General features: G+C 58.7%; 13 protein-coding genes and 2 tRNA genes. 5 read left to right on the forward strand and 10 right to left on the reverse strand.

The genetic code is table 11. From position 1 onward, the window contains the following. Positions 1 to 11 precede the first annotated feature (11 nt). The gene (locus tag JJ889_RS13710; RefSeq protein WP_291896053.1) at positions 12 to 1,412 is read left to right on the forward strand and encodes a DUF1501 domain-containing protein; all 1,401 of its coding nucleotides are present in this window, start codon (positions 12 to 14) and stop codon (positions 1,410 to 1,412) included. Positions 1,413 to 1,637: 225 nt separating this feature from the next. Here JJ889_RS13710 and JJ889_RS13715 read toward each other — a convergent pair. Further along, positions 1,638 to 1,713 (reverse strand) — tRNA-Val (locus tag JJ889_RS13715). 59 nt (positions 1,714 to 1,772) lie between these two features. Continuing rightward, a complete protein-coding gene (locus JJ889_RS13720) occupies positions 1,773 to 2,411 on the reverse strand; it encodes a TetR/AcrR family transcriptional regulator (RefSeq protein ID WP_291896055.1) in 639 nt (212 codons plus the stop codon). Between the two features lie 99 nt (positions 2,412 to 2,510). On the opposite strand from JJ889_RS13720, the gene JJ889_RS13725 reads away from it, so the two are divergent. After that, the gene (locus tag JJ889_RS13725; RefSeq protein ID WP_291896057.1) at positions 2,511 to 3,206 is read left to right on the forward strand and encodes a PspA/IM30 family protein; all 696 of its coding nucleotides are present in this window, start codon (positions 2,511 to 2,513) and stop codon (positions 3,204 to 3,206) included. A 1-nt stretch (position 3,207) separates the two neighbouring features. After that, positions 3,208 to 3,477: a YiaA/YiaB family inner membrane protein gene (locus tag JJ889_RS13730; protein ID WP_291896058.1), complete on the forward strand. Its 270-nt coding sequence runs from the start codon at positions 3,208 to 3,210 to the stop codon at positions 3,475 to 3,477. A gap of 71 nt (positions 3,478 to 3,548) precedes the next feature. Here the strand turns inward: JJ889_RS13730 and pheA are convergent, their stop codons facing one another. The 6 genes from pheA to JJ889_RS13760 all read right to left on the reverse strand — a co-directional run bounded on the left by pheA (position 3,549) and on the right by JJ889_RS13760 (position 11,590). Continuing rightward, entirely contained in the window at positions 3,549 to 4,703 is a 1,155-nt protein-coding gene (pheA, locus tag JJ889_RS13735; protein WP_291896060.1) for a prephenate dehydratase, read from the reverse strand. Positions 4,704 to 4,976: 273 nt separating this feature from the next. Continuing rightward, positions 4,977 to 7,379: an endopeptidase La gene (lon, locus tag JJ889_RS13740; RefSeq protein WP_291896062.1), complete on the reverse strand. Its 2,403-nt coding sequence runs from the start codon at positions 7,377 to 7,379 to the stop codon at positions 4,977 to 4,979. A 134-nt stretch (positions 7,380 to 7,513) separates the two neighbouring features. Then, the gene (gene clpX / locus JJ889_RS13745; protein WP_291896063.1) at positions 7,514 to 8,788 is read right to left on the reverse strand and encodes an ATP-dependent Clp protease ATP-binding subunit ClpX; all 1,275 of its coding nucleotides are present in this window, start codon (positions 8,786 to 8,788) and stop codon (positions 7,514 to 7,516) included. Between the two features lie 164 nt (positions 8,789 to 8,952). Beyond that, entirely contained in the window at positions 8,953 to 9,582 is a 630-nt protein-coding gene (locus tag JJ889_RS13750) for an ATP-dependent Clp protease proteolytic subunit (RefSeq protein ID WP_291896065.1), read from the reverse strand. A 187-nt stretch (positions 9,583 to 9,769) separates the two neighbouring features. After that, positions 9,770 to 11,296: a trigger factor gene (gene tig, locus JJ889_RS13755; RefSeq protein ID WP_291896067.1), complete on the reverse strand. Its 1,527-nt coding sequence runs from the start codon at positions 11,294 to 11,296 to the stop codon at positions 9,770 to 9,772. 209 nt (positions 11,297 to 11,505) lie between these two features. Then, positions 11,506 to 11,590: transfer RNA gene (locus JJ889_RS13760), tRNA-Leu, on the reverse strand. A gap of 147 nt (positions 11,591 to 11,737) precedes the next feature. On the opposite strand from JJ889_RS13760, the gene JJ889_RS13765 reads away from it, so the two are divergent. Together JJ889_RS13765 and JJ889_RS13770 are read left to right on the forward strand one after the other, a co-directional pair. Then, positions 11,738 to 12,949 carry a hypothetical protein gene (locus tag JJ889_RS13765; RefSeq protein WP_291896070.1) on the forward strand — a complete coding sequence of 404 codons (1,212 nt, stop codon included), beginning with the start codon at positions 11,738 to 11,740 and terminating at the stop codon, positions 12,947 to 12,949. A gap of 62 nt (positions 12,950 to 13,011) precedes the next feature. Further along, positions 13,012 to 13,593: a methyltransferase domain-containing protein gene (locus JJ889_RS13770; protein WP_291896072.1), complete on the forward strand. Its 582-nt coding sequence runs from the start codon at positions 13,012 to 13,014 to the stop codon at positions 13,591 to 13,593. On the opposite strand, the gene JJ889_RS13775 is transcribed toward JJ889_RS13770, so the two are convergent. Further along, positions 13,590 to 15,023 carry an MATE family efflux transporter gene (locus JJ889_RS13775; protein WP_291896074.1) on the reverse strand — a complete coding sequence of 478 codons (1,434 nt, stop codon included), beginning with the start codon at positions 15,021 to 15,023 and terminating at the stop codon, positions 13,590 to 13,592. The two genes, JJ889_RS13770 and JJ889_RS13775, sit on opposite strands and share 4 nt — an antisense overlap. A 91-nt stretch (positions 15,024 to 15,114) precedes the next feature. Then, positions 15,115 to 17,394: an NADP-dependent malic enzyme gene (locus JJ889_RS13780; RefSeq protein WP_291896076.1), complete on the reverse strand. Its 2,280-nt coding sequence runs from the start codon at positions 17,392 to 17,394 to the stop codon at positions 15,115 to 15,117. Between the last annotated feature and the right edge of the window lie 46 nt (positions 17,395 to 17,440).

Below are 17,440 nucleotides of genomic sequence, written 5' to 3' on the forward strand. Positions count from 1 at the left end.
GGGACAAGCTCATGAAACTCAATCGACGCGATTTCCTCTCCCGCGCATCCGCAGCCGGTCTTCTCGGCACTGGCGGACTGACCACCAGCCTGATGTCGATGCCGGCTCTGGCGGCAGACACGACGGGATACAAGGCACTTGTTTGTGTTTTCCTGTTCGGAGGGATGGATCACTATGATGCTGTCATCCCCTACGATCAGGCATCACACGACAGTTTCGCAACCACGCGCGAAAGCCTGTTTTCGCAGTATGTCAGCGCCAACAGCCCGCGCAGCCGTGACAATTTGCTGGCGCTCAACCCTGTAAACGCCGGCTCACTCGGCGGCCGCCAGTTTGCGCTGCCGCAGGAGCTGGCCCCCCTCCACACCATGTTTGAATCGGGTGATGCAGCAATCCTCGCGAATGTTGGCCCGCTGCTCGAGCCAACCAACCGGGAGATGGTGTTGAATGGCCAGGCTCGGCTTCCACGCAAGCTTTTCTCCCACAATGACCAGCAATCCACCTGGATGTCATCTGCTCCCGAAGGTGCCCTGTTTGGCTGGGGCGGACGTTTCGCTGACGCCGCGCTGGAAGCGAATGCCAACCAGAACTCCCTCTTCACCAGCATGAGTACGTTCGGGAACCAAGTCTGGCTGTCCGGGGATGTTGCCCAGCAATACCAGCTGTCCATTGGTGGCCCGGACAATCTGATCGCCATTCAATGGCCTCCCTATTTCGGAGCTGAGGGCCAGGGTGTCTCGGCGATGATGGAGGACCATTTCCGGTCGCAGGGCCTCAGCCCGTCAAATCTCTTCCAACAGGATATCACCGACCGTTCCCGCAGGGCCCTGGACGCCAATGAGGCCTATTCCAACGCCCGAGACGAAGTCGCCGAGATCACCACGGAGTTTCCGGGTGGGTATTTCGCGCAGCAATTGCGCACGGTTGCCGAAGCGATTTCTCTTCGCAATGTCCTCGGCGCCTCCCGCCAGGTCTTCTTCGTCGGACTGGGTGGTTTCGACACCCACTCGACGCAAGCACGCGACCTGATCAATCGCCAGTCCCAGCTGGCCGCAGGTATCGCCGCCTTCCAGTCCGCCATGGGCGAAATCGGCGCGAGTGATGATGTCACCGTCTTCACCGCCTCGGATTTCGGCCGTACCCTGTCCATCAATGGTGATGGCACCGATCATGGCTGGGGATCTCACCACTTTATAATCGGTGGTGCAGTCAATGGCCGCCAGATCTATGGTCAAATGCCTGAATACGGCTTCGAACACGCCCAGGACGCCGGAAATGGTCGCCTTATCCCCACGACCTCGGTCGAACAATATGCAGCCACTCTGGGGCGTTGGTTCGGCCTGAACGATCAGGAACTGGCCATCGCCCTGCCCGGTCTAAGCAACTTCACAGGCTCGCCCGCCTTCGTCTGAGGCGGCCCAGTCTGACCGGTGCAGGTGCGTCACTTTCGCAAACGCCACCGAGGGTCGATCGGTCCGATCCCGTAAGGAGGCATCTTCGAAACAAGCTGTCGCGAGACTGAAAAAGGCACAAAAAACCCTCCGTCGCCAAGGCGTCGGAGGACATCGCACCATCCACTCTGAATGTTCGCCTGCTTTCCCGAATGGCTCGCCGTCCGAAACCCGCAGGTCGAAGGATGGTGGGCGGTGAGGGGCTCGAACCCCCGACCCTCTCGGTGTAAACGAGATGCTCTCCCAACTGAGCTAACCGCCCATCCGGTGTGGAGCGCGCGTTCTAATAAGCCAAACGCTCCTTGGCAAGCGCTTCATGCGCTAGGAACTGTAACGCGTGATCACAGCGTCGATTATCAGGCGCATTTGTTCCAGGGCATCGCCCTTTGGATCTTCCTTGAAACTATTGGGAACCGTCTGCACAGTAATGCCATGCACGCTCGCCCACAGGGCACGTGCGAGGTCGGCACGAAGCTCGGGTTCATTGACCCCCTCGAGTTTATCCAATTCTGCTTCAAGCACACCAAAGAGTGCATTTTCGGCCTCAACAGCCAGCGCATTCGAATCTCGATACTGGCGCCGGAACTCCAGGAGATTCGCCCAAAGTTTCTCGTTCGCCTGCACATAGTCGACGTAGGACACAGCCATTTGCATGACCCGTTCCAGGACCGAGCGTTCCGCGGCTTGAGTCAATGTACGATCCAGGATCAGCGCCAGTTCGGCATAGACATCCATGGCCAAGGCTTCGCGCAGCGCATGCTGATCAGGAAAAAACTTGTAGAATGAACCTGTACTTACGCCCGCACTCGCGGCAAGCTGGCGTATCGGAAGCTTTTCCTGCTCGCCGGAACGCAAGAGTTCACGCGCATGGGATAACAGCCGCTGGCGGACACCGTCTGACAGAGGCGGGCGCCCTCGCCCCCGCGCGTTACGTGAATTCGTTTCCATTTCTACGTTCAACCATACTATTATTTAATGAACAAGGTTCATTTTACACCTTGAATGAATGATATTCGCTTCCACTCTGTTTATGAACATTGTTCATTTATGGAGGTATCGATGTTCTCTACCTTGATGACCGTCATGCGGGGCGAAGTCCGCAAGACCGAGCGCTCCATCGAGCGCCAGAATGCCATCACCATACTGGAGCAGAGAATCGAGGATGCTGAGATGGCGCAGGCCAATGCCAAACAGCGCCTCGCCGGGCTGATTCTAAAGGAAAGGAATGAAACCGGTTCACGCACCAGCCTGACCGGCCAGGCGAGAGAGCTGGAAAATAGGATTAAAAAGGCACTGTGTTCTGACCTGACGGCCCTTGCAGAGGATGCGGCAGGACATCTGGCGCGGCTGGAACGTGATGTCGAACGCCTCGACACATCCATTTCCAGGAACCAACTCGCCATCGAACGACTGCGCCGGATGATCGATTCCGGCCAAACCCGGTTGCTGGAGTTGAAACAGGGGCTCTCTACGGCCCGGACGGTGGCGGCCGAGCGCAGAACGACGGCGGAGTTGAGCGGGGATATTACCGGCATTGCAGCGCTCATTGAGGGCGAGCGTGTACTCAACGCCTTCCTCGATCAACCAGACGCCTATGAACATATGGAGATCCTGGAGGAAATCGCGACCGAAAACGACCCAGACACTGTACTGGACCGACTGGCTGCAGAAGGCTGCGGAGCCCCTGCTCCCCACTCAACCGACGCCGTGCTGGCCCGCATTCGCGCTGGCATGAGCCAGGACGAGGAGAAATGACATGCTGGAACAATCAAAACTCTGGATCGGTTTCAATTATGCCTGTGTGGCTATTGCCCTGGGCATGCTCTCCCTCTCCCTCTTGCTGATGCCGGTTGATCTGTCGACCAAGGGCTATCTTGGCATGGGGATCCTATTCCTCTGCGGCTCTCTCATCACCCTGGTAAAAACGCTGCAGGAAGTGCGGATCAATGAGCAATTTTCCAGCAAGGTCGAACGCGCCAAGCAGGAAAAATTGCTGAGTGAATATGCATCCAAGGATGCGGCGTAGGCCTGACAGCAAAACGGCTCATCGGGGCTTGTAAACCCGATGAGCCGATTCTGGGAATAGTCTGCCGTGACCTACTCGGCGATACTCACCTGATCAATACGATCGGACGCGTAACAGCCCAGCTGCTTGATCTCACGTGTGTGCTCCTCGAGCACGGCCATCGCGTCCTTGATGACCCTGTCCTCGACATGGCCATCCACATCCATGATGAACATCTCTTCCCAGGGATTGCCCGGAATGGGACGGCTTTCCAGCTTGACCAGGTTCACGGCCCCATCGCGGAACCCCATCAGCGCATCCACGAGCGCGCCCGGCGTATCACGTGTGGTGAACATCATCGATGTCTTGCACTCGACCTCACGCGTCGGGTTCTTGCTGTCGCGTCCCAGAACGATGAAACGCGTGATATTCTGCTCGTGATCGCCAACACCGCTTTCCAGGATGTCAAATCCAAAGAGCGCAGCGGCGTCAGCCCCCGCGATCACGCCGGCCGTATCATCATCCTCAAGCAAGCGCTCAAGCGCACGGGTCGAACTGGACGCCATGTGGGACTCGATCTCGGGATGTCCGGCCAGCCAGCGGCGTGACTGCGCCAGCGCCTGAGGGTGGCCATAGACGCGACTGATGCGCCCCAGCCCCGTGGACCGGCCAATCAGGCAGTGATCGACGCGCAAAAGGAACTCACCAACGATACGGGCATTGCCAGCGAGAAGAAGGTCATAAACTTCATTGATGGAACCGGTCGTGGTGTTCTCGATGGGGATAACACCGAAATCCACCTCGCCGCTCTCCACAGCGCGGAAGATGGAGATGAAGTCGCGTTTGGGGGCCGGAACGACACTCGCATTGCGGCGTTCAAACACACGCTGGGCAGCGATATGGCTGTAGCTTCCTGGGCCGCCGAGATAGGCGACAGTTGCTTCGTTGAGGTCTTCATCGCGCATGCTGTCGAAATGGGTGCGCTGGCGCTGGATCGACGCTTCGAACAGGCCCTGGAACAGGCCCTCTACCAGTTCCGGCGCCACACCTTGGGACTTGCCGCGTTCAACAGCATCGAGAAGCACGGCCTGCTCGCGCTCACGATCGCGCACTGGCAACCCCTGTTCGGCCTTGGCGCGGAGGATTTCCTCCACCAGGTCACCGCGTTTCGCGATGGTGTCGATCAATAACCGGTCCAGTTCGGAAATCTGCTGACGGACCTGGTCCCTCGCTTGTGTGTCGCTCATGTCCTTTACCCCAAATGAAAAGGACCTCCCGCTCGGGGAGGTCCTGGAAACTTGTTGCTTGTCACGCAAACTATCCGGCCACCGCCCCCGTTCGGGTCACGTCGGTAAAATAGCCAAAAAAGAAATAAGTCGTGCAAGTCATGCGGAGACTGTGCGCAGCCGGTCGGGTGGCGTCAATCCCCTCAGAGTTAACAAAGCGCCGTTTTCTGCAAAAAAGAGCCGGGATAAGCATCCCGGCTCTCATTTTATTGCTCAAATTCGTTTCAGGTGAAACTAGTGCGCAATCGGCGTGCTCTCGCCTCCACCTGGTGTAGAGGAAACCGCCGCCAGGGCAGCCTCGTCCGCCTCGGTCCACTCGACCGGCTCGACTGGCTCGACCAGGGCGCGCGTGAGGACTTCATCAGCAGTCTCGACCGGAATGATTTCCAGGCCTTCCTTGACGTTGTCCGGGATCTCCTCAAGATCCTTCTCATTCTCTTTCGGAATAAGCACCGTCTTAACACCGCCGCGCAGGGCCGCGAGCAGTTTTTCCTTCAACCCGCCGATCGGCAGGACACGGCCACGCAAGGTGATCTCGCCGGTCATGGCAATGTCCTTGCACACCGGAATTCCGGTCAGCACGGAGACGATGGCAGTCATCATGCCGATACCCGCTGACGGACCGTCCTTCGGCGTTGCCCCTTCGGGCACGTGAACGTGGATATCGGTTGCGCGGAACACGGTGGGCTTTACGCCGACGGATGGCGCGCGCGACTGCACAAAGGAGTTCGCTGCGGAGATCGATTCCTTCATCACATCGCGCAGATTACCGGTGACCTTCATCTGGCCCTTTCCGGGCATGCGCACGGCTTCGATCGTCAACAGGTCACCACCGACTTCCGTCCAGGCAAGTCCGGTGACAACACCAATCTGGTCCTGGTTCTCGGTCTCACCGAAACGGTGTTTGCGGATACCGGAATAGTCCTTGAGATTGGCCGGTGTAATAGAGATCGTTTTCTCTTCACCGCTCTCGATCTTGCGCACGGACTTGCGCGCCAGATTGGAGATTTCACGCTCGAGATTACGCACGCCAGCTTCGCGCGTGTAATAGCGGATCAGGTCACGCAGACCGTCCTCGGTCAGCTCCCACTCGTCGGCCTTGAGCGCGTGGTTCTTCAGCGTCTTGGGCAGGAGGTGGCGCTTGGCGATCTCGACTTTCTCATCCTCGGTGTAACCGGCGATGCGGATGATCTCCATCCGGTCGAGAAGGGGTTGCGGCAGGTTGAGCGTGTTTGCCGTCGTCACGAACATAATGTCGGACAGATCGTAATCGACTTCCAGATAGTGATCGGCAAAGGTCGAATTCTGTTCCGGGTCCAGCACTTCAAGCAGGGCAGACGCCGGGTCGCCACGATAATCCGCGCCCAGCTTGTCGATCTCATCGAGCAGGAAGAGCGGGTTGGACGAATTTGTCTTTTTCATCGACTGGATGATGCGGCCCGGCATGGAACCGATATAGGTCCGGCGGTGACCGCGGATCTCAGCCTCGTCACGCACACCGCCCAGCGACATGCGCACAAAGTCACGTCCCGTTGCCTTGGCGATGGAACGACCCAGCGAGGTCTTGCCCACGCCCGGCGGACCGACAAGACACAGGATCGGGCCACGCAGCTTCTTGGTGCGCGCCTGCACAGCGAGGTGCTCGAGAATGCGCTCCTTGACCTTCTCCAGACCATAATGATCGCTGTCGAGAATGCCCTCGGCACGCCCCAGATCGTTCTTGAGGCGTTTGCGCTTGCCCCAGGGCAGCGCCAGGATCCAGTCGAGATAATTGCGAACAACCGTCGCCTCGGCGGACATCGGGCTCATCTGGCGGAGTTTCTTGAACTCGGCATCGGCCTTGGTGCGCGCTTCCTTGGACAATTTGGCTTCGGACAGACGCTGTTCCAGCTCTGCGAGTTCCTCGCGGCCGTCATCGCCCTCACCCAGCTCACGCTGGATCGCCTTCATCTGTTCATTCAGATAGTATTCGCGCTGCGTCTTTTCCATCTGGCGCTTGACGCGGCTGCGGATCTTTTTCTCGACCTGCAGCACGCCGATCTCGCCTTCCATCAGGCCGAGCACACGTTCGAGACGCGAAGAAACATCCGTCTCTTCAAGCAGGCTCTGCTTCTCCTCGATCTTGACGGCCAGGTGGGCGGAAATCGTATCGGCCAGCTTGCCCGGATCAGTGATCTGAGGCAGCGACGCGAGGGCTTCCGGAGGGACTTTCTTGTTCAGCTTGACGTAGTCATCGAACTTGGCGGCGACCGAGCGCATCAGCGCTTCATGTTCGCTTTCATCGCCCTGATCCTCGATGATCGTTTCGCACTCCGCCTCGTAATAGGTCTCGTTGTCGAGGTGCTTGCTGATCTCGACGCGCACACCGCCTTCGACCAGCACCTTGACGGTGCCATCGGGCAGTTTCAGCAATTGCAGGACAGACGCGATCACACCGGTTGAATGAATGGCGTTCGGAGCCGGTTCATCGTCAGACGCATTGCGCTGGGTCGCGAGCAGGATCTGCTTGTCCGCCCGCATCACTTCTTCCAGGGCCTTCACGGATTTTTCCCGGCCGACAAACAGCGGCACGATCATGTGCGGGAAAACGACAATGTCGCGAAGCGGCAGAAGCGGAAGGGTTTTCACTGTGGACATGGATACTCCATTCGCGGCTCCAGCCGCGTCGCATTCAATGGGAATTTGACGCGATTCGCGGTGGAACCGGCGGCTAAGACTGTGACAGTTGAGGCTGTCTTCAGATCAACAGGTGGCGATCCGAGAGCCGAACGTCAAGCGCCCTCGGCTGTCTCTTCCTTGCGGTCTGCATAGATGTAGAGAGGTTTACCATTGCCATCAACAACTTCGCCGTTGACCACGACCTCTTCAACACCATCAAGGCCAGGCAGTTCGAACATGGTTTCCAGCAGAATGCCTTCCATGATCGAGCGCAGGCCGCGCGCACCGGTCTTGCGCTGGATCGCACGCTGGGCGATCGCCTTGAGCGCATCTTCGGTAAAGGTCAGGCCAACGCCTTCCATCTCGAACAGGCGCTGATATTGCTTGACCAGAGCGTTTTTCGGCTCGGTCAGGATCTTGATCAGGGCACCCTCGTCCAGGTCTTCCAGCGTTGCGATGACCGGCAGACGACCGACAAATTCCGGGATCAGGCCGAAACGGTTGAGGTCATCCGGCTCGACATCACGCAGAATTTCGCCGGTGCCACGATCATCAGGCTCACGCACATCGGCACCAAAGCCGATAGAGGAGCCCTGACCGCGCTGGGAGATCACCTTGTCGAGACCGGCGAAGGCACCGCCCACGACGAACAGGATATTGGTCGTGTCCACCTGCAGGAATTCCTGCTGGGGGTGTTTGCGACCACCTTGCGGCGGCACGGATGCGACCGTGCCTTCCATGATTTTCAGCAGCGCCTGCTGCACGCCCTCACCGGACACATCACGGGTGATGGACGGGTTGTCGGACTTGCGCGAGATCTTGTCGATCTCGTCGATATAGACGATGCCGCGCTGGGCTCGCTCAACATTGTAGTCGGCGGCCTGCAGCAGTTTCAGCACGATATTCTCGACGTCCTCACCAACATAACCGGCTTCGGTCAGAGTGGTGGCGTCCGCCATCGTGAACGGCACATCCAAGATGCGTGCGAGGGTCTGGGCCAGCAGCGTCTTGCCGCAACCCGTCGGGCCAATCAGCAGGATGTTGGACTTGGCCAGCTCGACATCACCGCCATTCTGGGTGGCGTGGTTGAGACGTTTGTAGTGGTTGTGGACGGCAACGGAGAGCACGCGCTTGGCATGTCCCTGCCCGATCACATAGTCGTTCAGGATATCGAAGATCTCCTGCGGAGCCGGGACATTGCCCTTGGACTTGACCAGCGAGGACTTGCTCTCCTCACGGATGATATCCATGCAGAGTTCGACACACTCGTCGCAGATAAAGACGGTCGGTCCCGCAATCAGCTTGCGAACCTCGTGCTGGCTCTTGCCGCAGAAAGAACAATACAGCGTGTTCTTCGCTTCGCCTTCGCCGCCTGTCGTCTTACTCATGACCGCTCCAATTCAACCCGCAAGCACTGGGTCTATACCATGCCTGCTTTCAGTTTCGTTTCGTACAAAATCGCAATCGATCTTTAGCGAAACGTTTCCGCATACTGTTATTCGACCACAGTGTTGTAGCGCAGATCAAGCAGGATCCGCGCCAACAATCACATCTAGTCCTCGGCTGCGTCCTCGCCGCCACGGGTCTGAACGATCTGGTCGATCAGTCCGAATTCCTTGCCCTCTTCCGCCGACATGAAATTGTCGCGGTCCAGTGCAGCCTCGATTTCTTCGTATTTGCGACCGGTGTGCTCGACATAGATCTCGTTCAGACGACGCTTGATCTTCATGATGTCAGCTGCGTGACGCTCGATGTCGGACGCCTGCCCACGGAAACCGCCGGACGGCTGGTGCACCATGATGCGCGCATTCGGCGTGGCAAAACGCATGTCCGTCTCTCCACCGGTCAGCAGCAGCGAGCCCATGGAGGCTGCCATGCCCAGACAGATCGTGGAAACAGGGCTGCGAATGTATTTCATCGTGTCATAGATACCCAACCCGGCCGAAACGACACCGCCCGGCGAGTTGATGTACATGGAGATTTCCTTCTTCGGGTTTTCCGACTCAAGGAAGAGCAGCTGGGCAATGACCAGGCTCGCCATGTGGTCCTCGACCGGTCCGGTCAGGAAGATAATCCGCTCCTTGAGCAGACGGGAAAAGATATCAAAGGAACGCTCGCCCCGGCTGGTCTGCTCGACGACCATGGGAACAAGATTCATCATCACATCCTGGGGATCTCTCATATCGCGCTCCTTGGGGTATCGGCACAGCGGACGCCGCCGATTCATGGGAAGTAGTCAGAACTATTGCGGCGCTCGCCCGACGAGGCAAGGCCATCAACACAGCTCTAGACTGCAAGGTATGACCAAAAACAAAACGCCGGTGCACATATAGGCACCGGCGTTCTGTTTTAAAATGAGACTGTTAGGCCTAGGCGTCTTTTTTAGCAGCCGCCTTCTTGGCCGGAGCCTTTTTCTTCGCAGGTGCCTTTTTCTTGGCTGCCGGCTTCTCGTCCTTGGCGTCGTCCTTCTTGGCTGCTGCTTTCTTGGCCGGAGCCTTTTTCGCAGCTGCCTTCTTGGCCGGAGCTTTTTTCTTGGCCGGCGCCTTTTTCGGAGCTTCCTCCTCCTCGTCAGCGAAGAGTGCTTCGCGAGAGACGGAGACTTCGCTCACGTCAGCCTGCTCGAGGATGTAGTCGACGACCTTCTCCTCATAGATCGGCGCACGCAGCTGAGCGATGGCGTTCGGGTTCTTCTGGTAGAACTCGACAACCTGGCGCTCCTGCCCCGGATAGCGCATGGCTTCCTGGTTGACCGCGCGGGAAAGCTCTTCCTGGGTCACATCAACATTGTTGGCGCGGCCGATTTCCGCCAGCACCAGGCCGAGACGGACACGACGCTCCGCGATACCGCGGTATTCGTCCTTGAGCTGGTCTTCCGACTTGCCCTTGTCTTCGTCTTCAAGGTGATCGTGCTCGATCGCGTGGGAAACCTCGCGCCAGATGTTGGCGAACTCGGCCTCCACCATTTTCGGCGGCAGGTCAAAGCTATGCTCGCTGTCCAGCTGGTCCAGAAGGACGCGCTTGACCTTCATGCGGGACTGTTGGGCGTGCTCGCTTTCGATGTTCTTCTTGAGAACGTCCTTGAGGCTGTCCAGGTCCTCGAGACCGAGGCGCTTGGCGAGCTCGTCGTCAACCTTCGGCTCTTCCGGGGATTCGATATCCTTGACGGTGACTTCAAAGACAGCGGCCTTACCCGCAAGGTGCTGGGCCTGGTACTGCTCCGGGAAGGAAACGTTCAACTCACGCTCCTCGCCTCGCTTGGCACCAACCAGCTGCTCTTCAAAGCCCGGGATGAAGGCGCCGTCGCCGATGGCGACACGGCTGTCTTCGGCGGAGCCACCTTCAAAGGCTTCGCCATCGATCTTGCCGACAAAGTCGATGACAACAACATCACCCTCTTCAGCCTTGGCGTTCTTGCCGCCTTTCTTGGCTGCGTAGGAACGGTTCTTCTCGGACAGCTCACCGAGCGCCTCGTCGACCTGTGCGTCGGCGACTTCAGCGACCGGACGCTCGACTTTCAACTTGGACGGATCGGCCGGCTCGAATTCCGGCATGATTTCCAGGCTGATCTCGAAGGTGAAGTCGGAACCACCGGCAACAGCCTTGGCGTCAGACTTGACGTCGATCTCCGGCTGGGAGGCCGGGCGGATCTTGCGCTCGTCCAGGGCTTTCTGGGTGGTTTCCGGCACCAGCTCGTTGAGCAGATCGCCCATGATGGATTCGCCGAACATCTTGCGGATGTGCTTGGACGGAACTTTGCCCGGGCGGAAGCCCTTCAGGCGAACTTCCGGACGGATTTCTTCGATTTTTGCATCCAGGCGAGCTTGCAGATCATCAGCCGCGAAAACGACTTCATAAGTGCGGCTCAAGCCTTCTGATGCTTTCTCGATGACGTTCATGGGTTGGACCTTGGTGTTCTGACTAGTGCGGAGACCGCGTTGAAATTCGAGCGCGCGTTATGTCACGTGGTTTTGGCATGCGCAACGGTGCGACGCTGTAGCGTGTGTATTGAAGCTGTATTGATCTGTGAAAAGCGGTTCTTCCCGACCGCCCCACCCTGCAATTCAGCCAGGATGGCTTCCAACTCGTGAAACCTACAGGCAATGAGTGGTGCGGATGAGAGGACTCGAACCTCCACGCCTCGCGGCACCAGAACCTAAATCTGGCGCGTCTACCAGTTTCGCCACATCCGCATCGGTCATTCTCGGACCGGGCGCGGGTGATGACATGGGCCTGCTCCGGACGCAAGCCCCCGCACACTGGGGCAAGTCATCAATCGCATATTAATCAAACTGTCGCATACAGTTATTCGTACAGGGGTGGGAAAGTGCTTGTCGGCGATGTCTATTGATCTGAACACTATTCTAAAGGCGGTCCTCGCGGAGAAGAAAAAGGTCGATATCGGCCAGTTTCAACTTCTCAATCTTGATCGCATCAAAGACGCATCCGGCGATGACTGGCCGGCCATGAAGAAAAAGATTTTCGACGCCGCCTCCCATTTCATCGAGAAGCGCCTGTCGATCAAACACATCCTGGTTCCGTGCGAAGAAGGTTTCCTGATCATCTTCGCGGAACACGCCGACAATATCGCTGAAGAAGTCGAGAAGATCACCGAAGAGATGATCGCCTTCTTCCTGGGCCATCCGGATCTGCCTGACCTGGAAGTCGCCAGCGACGCCCAGTCGGTATCGCCAGGCGAGCTCGCTCAAATAGCGACATCATCAAAGCCGCCCGCGCCAGCGAAGGCACCAGACATCCCGTCCATGGACTCCCTGCCCCCGCTCCACGAGCTGGGTCCCGGGGCGGAAAATGCTCAAGCCTGCTTCCGACCGATCTGGGACGCTGAGCGCCAAGCCATAACCGCCAATTACTGTTTTTCCAAGGTTCATGTCGAAGGCCGCCTCATCGAAGGGCGCCGCGCCATCGAGACCCGGATGAGTGATGTCGAACATCTCACGCTCGACCTGGTCGCCGCGCGTTCTGCCTTCCAGGCCTTTCTCGCATTCTTCAAGAAGAAGAAACGCAACACATTTGCCATCTCGATCCACGAGACGACCCTCTTGAATGCGGAAAACCGCACCCGATTCCTGGAATGCCTGGCCGGCGTTCCGGAAGTGGCTCGCAAGAGTTTCTGGTTGCGCCTGGAGGCCGCAGACATTCCCCACGGCAACGCCTTTCCGGCTCTGGAGGAGTTCGCCGATCAGGGCTTCAGCCTGATGCTGGACCAACCATTTGGCCAAGCTGAGCTGTCCTCCTTTGAAGAGCGCGGCGTCAATGTCTTCTCGGCCCGCGCCCTGCGCCCCGCCAATTTCGAAAGCGAGGGCATGCTTGATCATGACTCCGCTGCCCTGAACAATGCTGTCCGGGCGGCGGGCGCCATGTCTGCCCCATTCCTGCTGGATGATGTGCGTGATCTAAAGACTTTGAAACAGGCCATGGCCTGCGGTGTTCGCATGTTGTGCGGGCCGGGCCTGGTGCCGGAAGCCGCACGCCCGTCGCCGCTGCGTCCCCTGTCGATCGTCGATCTCTGCCGCATTGCCAAGGCGGCCTGACCTTCCCGTTTGTCCGGAAACTCGGCTCGCTCTAGTCTCGCCTTGAGAGATTGAGGCAAGCCATGGATTGGGAACAGAGATTCCAGGAAAACTCCACGCCCTGGGAGCGGTCAAGACTGCACCCGGTCATTTCTGACTGGGCCAGCGCAGGCGTATTCCAACCGGGTTCCCGCGTGCTCATTCCGGGATGCGGACGTTCACCGGAACTCGTTCATCTCACCTCGTTAGGCCTGAAAGTCACTGGTTTCGACCTCTCGGAAACAGCTATCGGCTGGCAGCGCGAAAGGCTCGAGGAACGCGGGCTGGATGCCGAACTGATCGCAGGCGACGCTTTCACCTGGGCGCCCAGCCACCCCATCGACCTGATCTATGAACAGACATTTCTCTGCGCCATCCCGCCAGCCTTGCGCGAAACCTATGAGGCCTGCGCTTATCGCTGGCTGAAACCGGGCGGAGGCTTCCTGGCCCTGTTCATGCAGAAAACCGAGCGTGGCGGGCCACCCTATGCCTGCTCTCTGGAAGCGATGCACACGCTGTTCCCGGCTAATCGATGGGACTGGCCGGAAAACGAGAGCTTCACGCCCTATCCTCACCCCAACCTCAACGACAAACCTGAGCTCGCAGGCGTATTGAGACGGCGCTAGGCCCGCTCTTCGTCGGATGTTTTCGGTTCTTCAGTCGAAGCCACCGGCTTGCGTTGCTTGCCATGTTTCGCGGTCATCGGCGCAAAGGTGAGAACTGCGCCTGCGGTCAGAAGGCCTGCGATGACATTCGCGGCTGCAAAACCGCAGATCAGACCCAGCGGTGAATCAAATACCTGGGCACCGATGATCACACCGGGGATCACCAATCCGATCGCGCGGCCAGCAGTGATCACCAGGGCATGCCCGGGACGGCCAAGCCCATTGAAACCGGCACTCGCCGCGATGGTGATGCCATAACCGGCAACAGTCAGCGGGACGATCTGCCAATAGGTGCGCGCAATGGACTGCCCCTCCTCGCTGGGAAGGAAGGCGGCGGCCAACGGACCAGCGACAACCCACAACAACGCCGCGATCGCAAAACTCCAGATGATGCAGAATACAAACGAGGACCGGAATGCCTCGCGCACACGATCAAGATTATTGGCTCCGCCATTTTGGCCGGTGACAGCCCCGATGCAGGCTGACAGGGCAAACAACGGGACGATGGCGAAAGCCTCAACGCGCCCCGCAACGCCAAGACCGCCTACGGCAGCATCACCAAAGCGCGCCATTCCCAGGCCGGACATGGCAATGGTCAGGGCCAGCGGGTTGAAGACATTGGAAATACAGGCCGGAATACCGACTCGCGCAATATCCGCCCAGTTGTGCAGGACTTCACCAAAACCCGGCCAGCTGAAATCGATCAGCTTTTCCTTGAACACCAGGTAGGCGGAAACCATCAGGAAAGTCGCGCCGTTGGCGACGACCGTTGCCAGTGCAGCGCCGGACACGCCCCAGCCCAGCCCCGGGAACCAGCCGAAGACATCATCGAGAATGAAAATCGGGTCGAGGATCATGTTGATGAAAGCGGCTGCGATCATCATCAGGCTGGGCACGGTCGCATTGCCGAGTGCGCGCAGGATGTTGCTGGCCACCATTGGGCCGACGATCAGGAGGATGCCTGCGAACCAGACCGTCATGTAGTCGACCACATGTGGCATCATGCTTTCGCTGGCACCAAGCGCCGCGAAAATCTCTTCGACAAAAACGATCCCAAGAATGGACACCAGGCCCACCGAGATAATCGACAGACTCAGGGCGTCAGTGGAAATGCGTGGAATTGAGGTGCCGTCCTTGCGCCCGGCTGCCCGGGAGACAGCCGAGACCGCTCCGGCGCCCAGGCCGATGGAAACGGACATAACCAGCATGGTCACCGGGAAACTCATCTGTACGGCGGCCTGTTGCGCCGTACCCAGGGTTCCCACCCAGAAGGTATCGATAATGCCGACGAGCATCATGGCCAGAATGCCGAAACTCATCGGCATGACCATGCGTACAAGGTGCCCGAACACCGAGCCCTGGGTCAGATCATTCGCCTGACGTCCCGCCATGGCCAGTCCTTTCAAACACACAAGAGCGCACTAGATAGGCCGCCACATCCTCGCATGCACCCCTCGTTTTCGTGAACACGGCGAATGACCGTTATGCATCGACTGTATTGAGGTCGTAGGCCGCAATGCCCGCGAGGTTGACAATATCGGACACCGACGAACCCAGACGCGCGATCTGAACAGGTTTTTCGAGCCCCACGAGCATCGGGCCGATGACGGTCGCCCCACCCGCGGATTTCAGCAATCGCAGTGCGATCGATGCGGAATGGACTGCCGGCATGATCAGCACATTTGCCGGCTGGGTCAGACGCGAGAACGGGTAAAGCCGATGATGGTCCGGGTCCAGCGCCACATCGGCCGCCATTTCGCCCTCGTACTCAAAATCCACGCCCATCTCGTCCAGTATGCGCACGGCTTGCTGGATCTTCTCGGTGCGCTCGCCCGGAGGATTGCCGAAACTGGAATACGACAGGAACGCCAGATGCGGTGTCAGACGCAGGCGCTTGGCAGCATTGGCCGTCGCTATGGCGATTTCAGCCAGTCCCTGAGCATCGGGAAACTCGTCGACAGTGACATCACTCATCAGGATGGTGCGTCCCGGAGTAATCGCGGCAGCGATGCCAACCACCCGACCGCCCTCGGCCGGGCCGAGCACGAGTTTCACATCCTTCATCACACCGTTGGAGTGGCGGGTAACGCCTGTCACCATCCCGTCGGCCTGCCCCATTTTGAGCATGCAGGCAGCGAAAACATTGCGATCATTGTTAACTCGACGCTGCACGTCCCGGCGGAGATAGCCCTTGCGCTGAAGACGGGTGTAAAGGAAATCGGCATAGTCCTGATTATGCTCGGAAAGCCGCGCATTGCAGATCTCCAGCGCGTCATCGGGCAGGCCAAGCTCGCGCATATTCTTCCGGGCAATTTCCTCTCGCGCGATCAGGATCGCCTTGCCAAGCCCCTGGTTCTCGAACGCATGCGCCGCTCGGATCACCGCCGGCTCCTCGCCCTCGGCAAAGACGATTCGCTTTTCTTCCTTGCGAATGGAAGCGGTAATGCGCTGCTGCATTGAAGCTGTCGGATCGAGACGGCGCGCCAGCTGCTGCTTGTAGGCCTCGATATCAGCGATCGGACGCCGCGCGACGCCACTGTTGACGGCGGCCTCGGCGACAAAGGGCGGGATCCAGTAGATCAGGCGCGGATCAAACGGGGTCGGAATGATGTAGTCGCGACCGTATTGGAGACGGTCAACCTTGTAGGCATTGGCCACTTCATCAGGAACATCCTCGCGCGCCAGGGCCGCCAGGGCCCGCGCGGCGGCGACCTTCATGTCCTCATTGATCTCGGTCGCACGGACATCCAGAGCGCCGCGGAAGATATAGGGGAAGCCCAGAACGTTATTCACCTGGTTGGGGTAGTCGGAACGTCCCGTAGCCATGATCACGTCATCACGCACCTCGGACACTTCTTCAGGAGTAATCTCCGGTGTCGGGTTGGCCATGGCGAATATGATTGGTCGAGGCGCCAGCGAGGCTACAATGTCCTTTGTGAACACCCCCGCAGCCGACAGCCCCAGCAGGCAGTCCGCGCCCTCGGCAGCCTCTGCCAGGGTGCGTTTATCCGTCTCGATGGCGTGTTTAGCGAGGCGGTCGTGACAGCCGGGACGACCTTCATAAACCACGCCCTCGATATCGACGACGATGGTGTTTTCATCCTTCACTCCGAGGTGTTTGATCAGCTCGAGCACGGAAAGGCCCGCAGCCCCGGCACCACAAAGGACAACTTTCAGGTCCTCGATTTTTCGCCCGGTTATGTCGCACGCATTGATAAGCCCCGCAGCCGCGATGATCGCCGTGCCGTGCTGGTCGTCATGCATGACGGGGATATCGAGTTCCTTGCGCAGACGGCGCTCGATCTCGAAACATTCCGGCGCCTTGATGTCCTCAAGATTGATGCCGCCGAAACTGTTCCCGAACCCCTTCACACAATCGATGAACTTGTCAGGATCGGTGTATTCCACCTCGACATCAAACGCGTCCAGATCAGCAAATCGCTTGAACAGAACCGCCTTGCCTTCCATCACAGGCTTGGACGCCGCGGCGCCCAGATCACCTAGCCCGAGGATCGCTGTACCGTTGGAGACGACGGCGACCATATTGCCCTTGGAGGTATAGTCATATGCCGCATCTGGATCGGCGGCGATCGCTCTTACGGGTGCTGCCACGCCCGGTGAATAGGCCAGGGCGAGATCACGCTGCGTCGCCATCGGCTTGGTCGCCGCGAGTCCGATCTTGCCGGGGGTGGGTTTCATGTGAAAGCGCAGCGCTTCTGCGTCGAGAGCACTGGCAGTATTGGACGGATGGTCAGCGGGCATGCATGTCTCGCATCAAAGGTGGGACCGCAAACATGAACCGCTCCGC

This window comes from Maricaulis sp. (genome assembly GCF_017643475.1).
Taxonomy (GTDB): domain Bacteria; phylum Pseudomonadota; class Alphaproteobacteria; order Caulobacterales; family Maricaulaceae; genus Maricaulis.